The 6,415-nt window shown below is 68.5% G+C and carries 8 protein-coding genes; 5 read left to right on the top strand and 3 right to left on the bottom strand.

Annotation, left to right across the window (positions count from 1 at the left end; translation table 11 throughout):
* Window positions 1-1,174: 1,174 nt before the first annotated feature.
* The 3 genes from ACTMSW_RS22040 to ACTMSW_RS22030 all read right to left on the bottom strand — a co-directional run bounded on the left by ACTMSW_RS22040 (window position 1,175) and on the right by ACTMSW_RS22030 (window position 2,699).
* Window positions 1,175-1,615, bottom strand: a complete 441-nt coding sequence (locus ACTMSW_RS22040; RefSeq protein ID WP_441182557.1) for a DUF4259 domain-containing protein — start codon at window positions 1,613-1,615, stop codon at window positions 1,175-1,177.
* A gap of 280 nt (window positions 1,616-1,895) precedes the next feature.
* Window positions 1,896-2,480: a tyrosine-type recombinase/integrase gene (locus ACTMSW_RS22035; RefSeq protein WP_441182556.1), complete on the bottom strand. Its 585-nt coding sequence runs from the start codon at window positions 2,478-2,480 to the stop codon at window positions 1,896-1,898.
* Complete coding sequence (locus ACTMSW_RS22030; protein WP_441182555.1) at window positions 2,481-2,699, bottom strand: hypothetical protein; 219 nt, start codon at window positions 2,697-2,699, stop codon at window positions 2,481-2,483.
* Window positions 2,700-3,036: 337 nt separating this feature from the next.
* Between ACTMSW_RS22030 and ACTMSW_RS22025 the strand changes: the two genes are divergently transcribed.
* From ACTMSW_RS22025 to ACTMSW_RS22005, 5 genes are all read left to right on the top strand, one after another.
* Window positions 3,037-3,432 (top strand): DUF2750 domain-containing protein, encoded by a 396-nt coding sequence (locus tag ACTMSW_RS22025; RefSeq protein ID WP_441182554.1) that lies wholly within the window; start codon window positions 3,037-3,039, stop codon window positions 3,430-3,432.
* Window positions 3,433-3,598: 166 nt separating this feature from the next.
* Complete coding sequence (locus ACTMSW_RS22020) at window positions 3,599-3,946, top strand: Imm8 family immunity protein (protein WP_441182553.1); 348 nt, start codon at window positions 3,599-3,601, stop codon at window positions 3,944-3,946.
* 315 nt (window positions 3,947-4,261) lie between these two features.
* The gene (locus ACTMSW_RS22015) at window positions 4,262-4,564 is read left to right on the top strand and encodes a TetR-like C-terminal domain-containing protein (RefSeq protein WP_441182552.1); all 303 of its coding nucleotides are present in this window, start codon (window positions 4,262-4,264) and stop codon (window positions 4,562-4,564) included.
* Complete coding sequence (locus ACTMSW_RS22010) at window positions 4,561-5,748, top strand: GDSL-type esterase/lipase family protein (RefSeq protein WP_441182551.1); 1,188 nt, start codon at window positions 4,561-4,563, stop codon at window positions 5,746-5,748. The genes ACTMSW_RS22015 and ACTMSW_RS22010 overlap by 4 nt, the downstream gene beginning before the upstream one ends.
* Before the next feature lie 95 nt (window positions 5,749-5,843).
* Window positions 5,844-6,407, top strand: a complete 564-nt coding sequence (locus ACTMSW_RS22005; RefSeq protein WP_441182550.1) for a hypothetical protein — start codon at window positions 5,844-5,846, stop codon at window positions 6,405-6,407.
* Window positions 6,408-6,415 lie beyond the last annotated feature (8 nt).

Below are 6,415 nucleotides of genomic sequence, written 5' to 3'. Positions count from 1 at the left end.
GTACAGCCAAGCGGTCACGCCGTCCCCTCCTCGCCCAGGATTCGGTCAATGGCTGAGGCAGCCTGACGTGCCCGCGCCGGCAGGACGTGCCCGTAGGTGTCGGCCGTCATCCGGATCGTGGAGTGCCCAAGCAGCTCCATCACTGTGCGCAGTTCCTCGCCCTGGTCAAGGCGGCCCGCAAAGCGGGCCGCGCCGGCCCGGCCCCGGCCTGCTGGCGACCTCCGGCCGGCATCGGCCGGGCCGGCCGGCCACGCTTCGGGATTGCCAGCCCATGAAGACCTCGGGGCTCCGCCCCGAACCCCGGCCCTCCTCAGAGATCTCGGGCGGATCACCTCGCCGGGCACCACAAGGGCTACCAGCCTCCCCGGACGGGGCCAAGGTCGTTCGGCTGGTGAGGCGCTCCACCTTGTCCCCGTCCGGGGAGGCTGGAAGGTCGGAGACTGCCCGACGAGGAGATCCGCTCCACCACTGCCCGCGCCGTTGCTTGCAACTTCTGCCGGTTAGCCGGCGGTCAGGCAAGTAGCGCCCGGAGCTGCCCTATTGCGTCCAGCACATCGGCGCGGTGCTTGCCATCCTTGATCCACGCGGGCAGGCGCTCAACCAGGGTCTGGCTTCCCATGTCCCGGCCCCGTTCCCGCAACCGAGCGGACACGTACGCCTCTAACAGGTCTAGGTGCTCCGCGTTGTACGCCCAGAGCACTCGCCCACGGCACTCGTTCGAGAGCCAGAGGGGTAGACCAAAGTACGGGTCATTCGGACCAGAGAACTCAGGCAATGCGCGCGCGTTGTGTAGGAGGCGAGGAGCCTCCCAGAGATCCGTATACGCGCACCCGAGGCAACTGAGCCGACGGCGCAGCCAGACATGATACCGGGAGCTGCCGGCCGATTCAGGATCAGGAAGGACCGAAGCCCGCCCGGCACAACGTGGGCAACGAACGAAGATCTCGCCAGCAGCCAAGCCGCGCAGCCAAGACTTTGGATCGCGAAAGCGTTCCGCATTCCTTTCCTCGGCCGCTGCCATAGATCAACTGTACAGCCATCGGTACAGCCAAGACGGCCGCCAGCCGCCGACACCAACGGACGACGGCGGACGGCCTGGCCAGGGATATCCCCACCCGACCAGCCACCCGCGATCTTCTTCTAATCCCGGCCGCGCATGTGTGGGTGTGGCCAGCTACAACAGTGCGATCTGACCGGGCAGTTCAGGCGGACCGGACAGCACTTTACGGAGCTTGTTGATCTGCGGGAACTCACTCACGCCCGCCTCGCCCCATAGGCTCCGCCACTCCGAGTCGTCGCTGAGGACCCGGTCAAGTGCCTCGACGGCCAGCTGCGGCAGGTCGTCGTCCAGGTCAAGGGATTCGCCAGCAAGCAGGAAGTCCGGCGCGTACGGCGAGGTTATCGGTTCTCCGCCGGGCATCTGAGACGCCACGATCGCCGCCGCAGCGATGGCCGAGACGGCATCGTCATGGTCGAGGTAACCGGTGTGGAGTGCTGCCGTTGTTAGGGCAGCACGAACCGTTGCCGCGCGTGCAGACGGATCGGCATCGTGGAGGTCACCGCACCAGTCGGCGGCAGTGTCGTTGTCAAAAGGACCGTCACCCCAGGTGCCCATGTGCTCCTCCACGTTCGCGGTGAGCGGATCATGAAGCGAAAGGGGGAGCGGACGCAAGGGCACGAGAGCTCTTGGCTGTACAGCCACCGGTACAGCCAAGGCGGCCGACAGACGTGGGTCACGAGCGACGGCAACCGACAAGCCGAGCAGGTCAGCTACGGTCACCGACTCGGACCGACAGCGGTCTTGATCTTTGCAAGGCAGGGGTTAGGGGTTCGAGTCCCCTGGGCTCCACCAGCACTTCCACCGGTTGATCTCGGGTCCGAGTACAGCCAAGCGGTCACGCCGTCCCCTCCTCGCCCAGGATTCGGTCAATGGCTGAGGCAGCCTGACGTGCCCGCGCCGGCAGGACGTGCCCGTAGGTGTCGGCCGTCATCCGGATCGTGGAGTGCCTGAGCAGCTCCATCACCGTGCGCAGCTCCTCGCCCTGGTCGAGCAGGAACGTGGCGAAGGCGTGCCGCAGGTCGTGCAGGTGCAGCCAGTCCAGTCCGGCCGCCGCCCGCAGCTGCTCGAAGCGCCGGTTGACGTTTCGCGGCTCCATCGGAGTGCCGATCGTGCTGGCGAAGACCAAGCCGTGATCCGACCACACCTCACCAGCGGCGAGCCGCTCCTTGGCCTGACGTACCCGCTGCGACTCCAACACCCGGACAGCCAGCGCCGACAGCGGCAGCGGACGACTCGACCGGTGCGTCTTCGGCGGTACGAACTCCATCCCGCGCTCCGTCCGCTGGAGCGTCTGCCGAACGAACAGCGCCTTCCCCGACAGGTCGACATCCGACCACCGCAGGCCCAACAGCTCCGCCCGCCGCAGCCCGGTCACCAGCGCCAGGACGAACAGCGATTCCAGGCGGTCCCCGGTCAGCACCTATAGCAGCGTCTTGGCTTCCTCGGGCGTGAGCGCGCGCCGCTCGGCCCGGCCGAGGGCCGGAGGCTTGGCCGCCTTGGCGACGTTGCGCGGCACCAGGTCCATCCGCTCGGCGTCGGCCAGGGCGACGCGCAGGACGGCGTGCACTTTGATGATGCTGGCTGGCGCGAGCTTGCCGCGCAGCCCGGTGAGGAACCGCTGCACGTCCCGAGGCGTCAACCGGTCAAGGCGGCCCGCAAGCGGGCCGCGCCGGCCGCGCTCGGCCTGCTGGCGGCGCAAGCGCCGGCATCGGCCGGCGCGCCGGCCGATTGCAGACTGCGCCAAGTGCCCGGAACCGATGCCTCCGGCGGGGATCTTCGACAGAGATGGGGCCGCCCATCTCCACCATGAGTCCGGGCGAAGCCGAACAGACCTGCTCCCTGGTGTCAACACGGTGGATCGTTGTGTAGACACCGGGGAGCAGGCCCGTTCCACGATGTGCGGACTCACGGCGGAGATGGGCTTTCAGGCAGGGGGACGGGCTTACACGTCGTTGCGCTGCTACCGTCACCAACTCATGAGCCAGAGCGGATCTCAGGCGGCAGCCTTCTTTCGTGAGGTCGCTCGTAACCGAGTCGTCTGGTTCGTCCGCGATGACGCGGGCAGCCCCGCCCCAATGACCTCCAACGGCAAGCGGGCCGCTCCGTACTGGTCGACACTCGCTCGCGCCCAGCGGGCGGCCGAGACATGGGGACATGGTCTGCGGGCCGAGTCGATGTCGCTGGAGCAGTGGCAGAGCAGGGAACTGCCGGACCTGGCACGTGACGGCTTCCTTGTCGGCATTAACTGGACCGGAGCGCGGCTGGTTGGTTGGGAGTTCACCGTTGGCGAAGTCCGCAACCGACTTGCCGTCGCGTTGAGTGAACCGCCCAGCGGCGACGAGGGGTCGGCAGGAGTCCGCCTCCCGACATGACCAGTCCGCAACTGGTCCGCAAGAAGTCGATGGACAGCGAGGAAGCGGTGTGAGGCGTCGAGAGGTTTTTCCGCTGCTAGGAGCCCATCCGGGCAGCTCGCCCCCTCGCCCATCTTGATCTCATAATCCGCGTGTCGTCGGTGCGGCCGGGCGGTAGCTTGCCCCCATGCGTGCGGAAGTGCGACACGTCCGGTTCCCCGACATGGAATCCGACCAATCCTTCGATCCCCGGAACACCCTGCAACTGGTCGAGGTGTACGTCGGCGTCGTAGGCGAACCAGGTGAGGAGCAGTACCAGGTGACTGCATGCACCCCTGCCGCTCTGGCCGACCTACTGGTCCGGCAGCCCTTCCTGGCGGGGCGGCACTGGCTGTTCGTGGCAGAGTTCTCGCTGGTGCCCGTCGAGGCAGCCTTGCGCAAGCTGATCGGGAACGTCGAAGCGACCAGCCGGACCGAACTCGCTGAAAAGGTCGGCCGGATTGGTCTATGGGAGTTCGAGGACTACCGCGGCTAACAGCCGCTGCTGGCCCAGCAACCAGTACAGCCAACCGTACAGCCAAGCCGGTCGACGACCCTGCGCTCGGACCGACGCAAGGCGACGAGGTCGGCAGGCCAGCCGCAGTGACCGACGCCGGTCGACAGGAGTCTTGATCTTTGCAAGGCAGGGGTTAGGGGTTCGAGTCCCCTGGGCTCCACTAGTATCGCCTTTGACCAGGCGATTCCTCGCCGCAAGATCAACGGGCACAAGCCGGGCACGGGCCAGTCATGATCTTGCGGCCGGATGGTCGTCTTGCTGGCACGTTCCGCCGCTGAGCTCAGGACCGAGCCAATGACGCCGCGCATGCGGCTCGACCCGCAGACCGCGGCCGCCAGCGCCGGGCCTCGGCACTCGGGGATGATGCGGGCGATCCTGCGCGGCTACCACCTGGGCGAGCCCGACCAGACCCATGCCGTCCGGCTGGTCGGCAGCACCTTCCACGGCTGCATCAGCCTTGAACTGGCCGGTGGCTTCGACCACAGCCGACCCGACTCGCAGCAGTCATGGACACGCGTCATGGACGCGCTCGACCCCTGCTGCGCGCCTGGCCTGGGGAGTGACCCGCGCCCCTTCGACCCTGAGGTGACGTCATGAACACCTGGATCACCACACCCATTACCGCCGAGCTCGTGCGCGGCGCCAGCGAGGTGGAACGCACGGAGCACGGCCTGCGGCCGCACCGGCTCCCGGCCTGGGCCCGGGCGCAGAACCCCGACCCGCAGCTGGCCATGGTCGAGGCTCAGCCCTCGGGTGTACGAATCAGCGTCCGCACCCGTGCCACGGCCGTCGAGCTCGACGTCCGGCCCACCCGGCGGGTCTATGTCGGTCTACCGGCCCGCCCGATCGGGGTGTACGACCTGCTCGTCGACGGCCGCCTGACCGGTCAGGGCAGCGTGTCCGGCGGTGACACCCTGATCATCGACATGGCCGCCGGAACCACCGATCACCGCGCCGGATCGGTAGGTACCGTGTCCTTCACCGGCCTGCCCGACACCGACAAGGACGTCGAGATCTGGCTGCCGCACAACGAGGCCACCGAGCTCGTCGCCCTGCGCACCGACGCCCCGGTCGCGCCGGTGATCGGCGACGGGCGGCCGCTGTGGTTGCACCACGGCAGCTCGATCAGCCAAGGGTCCGACGCCGCGAGCCCGTCCGCCACGTGGCCGGCGCTCGTGGCCGCCCGCGCCGGGGTGGAGCTGATCAACCTGGGATTCGGCGGCAGTGCCCTGCTCGACCCGTTCACCGCCCGCACCATGCGTGACACCCCGGCCGACGTGATCAGCGTCAAGATCGGCATCAACCTGGTGAACACCGACCTCATGCGGCTGCGTGCCTTCACACCGGCTGTGCACGGCCTTATCGACACCATCCGCGACGGGCATCCCACCACTCCCCTGCTCGTCGTCTCTCCGATCCACTGCCCGATCCACGAGGACACCCCCGGTCCCGGCACCTTCGACCTCGATGCCCTGCGCACGGGGCAGGTGAAGTTCACGGCCACCGGCGATCCCGCCGAACGGGCCGTCGGGAAGCTGACGCTGCGGGTGATCCGCGACGAGTTGGCCCGCATCGTGCGGCAACGCACCGCCACCGATCCGCACCTGCACTACCTGGACGGACTCGACCTGTACGGCGAGGTCGACTCGATCGACCTCCCGCTCCCGGACCGGCTGCACCCAGACGCCGCCACCCACCGCCTCATGGGCGAACGCTTCGCGAAGCTGATCTTCGGCGACGGCCGCCCCTTCGCCGCCGACAGGAGCTTCCATGCCGCCTAAGTCGGCGGACGACAGCGATGCCGGGCGAACCACGAACGCGGCGAAGAGATGACGGCGGAAGGAACCCCCGGGCACGCGGATCCGTCAATGAGGGCATGAAGCTGCGTGCCGCCCTTGCCGTCGCCCTGACCGCGCTCGGCCTCAGTGTCGTCCTGGTCGTTCCACCGGCAGGTCCTGCCTGGGCCTGCTCCTGCGTACCGTTGAACCCGACCGAGCTGGACGAGCACGCCGATCGCATCGTCGTCGGTACCGTCACGCAGGTGACGGACAACGGGGTGCAACTCGCGGTCGACACCGTCGAGAAGGGCAGCTCCGGGCCGGGGGAGACGCTCAGGCTGCGTGTGTCGCGCAGCGAGGCGAGCTGCGGATACGACTTCCGCGTGGGCATCCGGTACCGGGTGAATTCGAACGGCGGCGCCACCGGGCTGTGCGCGGGGATCCGCGAGTTCCCGGCCACACCGTCCGCCACCCCGGCGATCCCGACGTCTGCCGCGGCCGCATCCGCTCGTGAGCAGATGTCGAGCCGCTGGTGGTTCGCGGCCGGTGCGGCCGGGGCGATGCTCGCGGTCTTCGCCGCCGGAGTGGCGGCCGTGGCACTGCGGCGGCGTCGGCACGGCCAGCCAGCGGGTGGGACCGATCCGAGCCGACCGCCGTCGTGAAGCCGGTC

It is taken from the genome of Micromonospora sp. BQ11 (genome assembly GCF_052068135.1).
GTDB lineage: Bacteria > Actinomycetota > Actinomycetes > Mycobacteriales > Micromonosporaceae > Micromonospora.
This window is presented reverse-complemented; position numbering and strand designations above follow the sequence as displayed.

Coding starts and splice junctions, on each gene's coding strand:
- ACTMSW_RS22040 (WP_441182557.1), bottom strand. CDS start 1,615: ATGGGCACCTGGGGTGACGGTCCTTTTGACAACGACACTGCCGCCGAC.
- ACTMSW_RS22025 (WP_441182554.1), top strand. CDS start 3,037: ATGAGCCAGAGCGGATCTCAGGCGGCAGCCTTCTTTCGTGAGGTCGCT.
- ACTMSW_RS22020 (WP_441182553.1), top strand. CDS start 3,599: ATGCGTGCGGAAGTGCGACACGTCCGGTTCCCCGACATGGAATCCGAC.
- ACTMSW_RS22015 (WP_441182552.1), top strand. CDS start 4,262: ATGACGCCGCGCATGCGGCTCGACCCGCAGACCGCGGCCGCCAGCGCC.
- ACTMSW_RS22010 (WP_441182551.1), top strand. CDS start 4,561: ATGAACACCTGGATCACCACACCCATTACCGCCGAGCTCGTGCGCGGC.
- ACTMSW_RS22005 (WP_441182550.1), top strand. CDS start 5,844: ATGAAGCTGCGTGCCGCCCTTGCCGTCGCCCTGACCGCGCTCGGCCTC.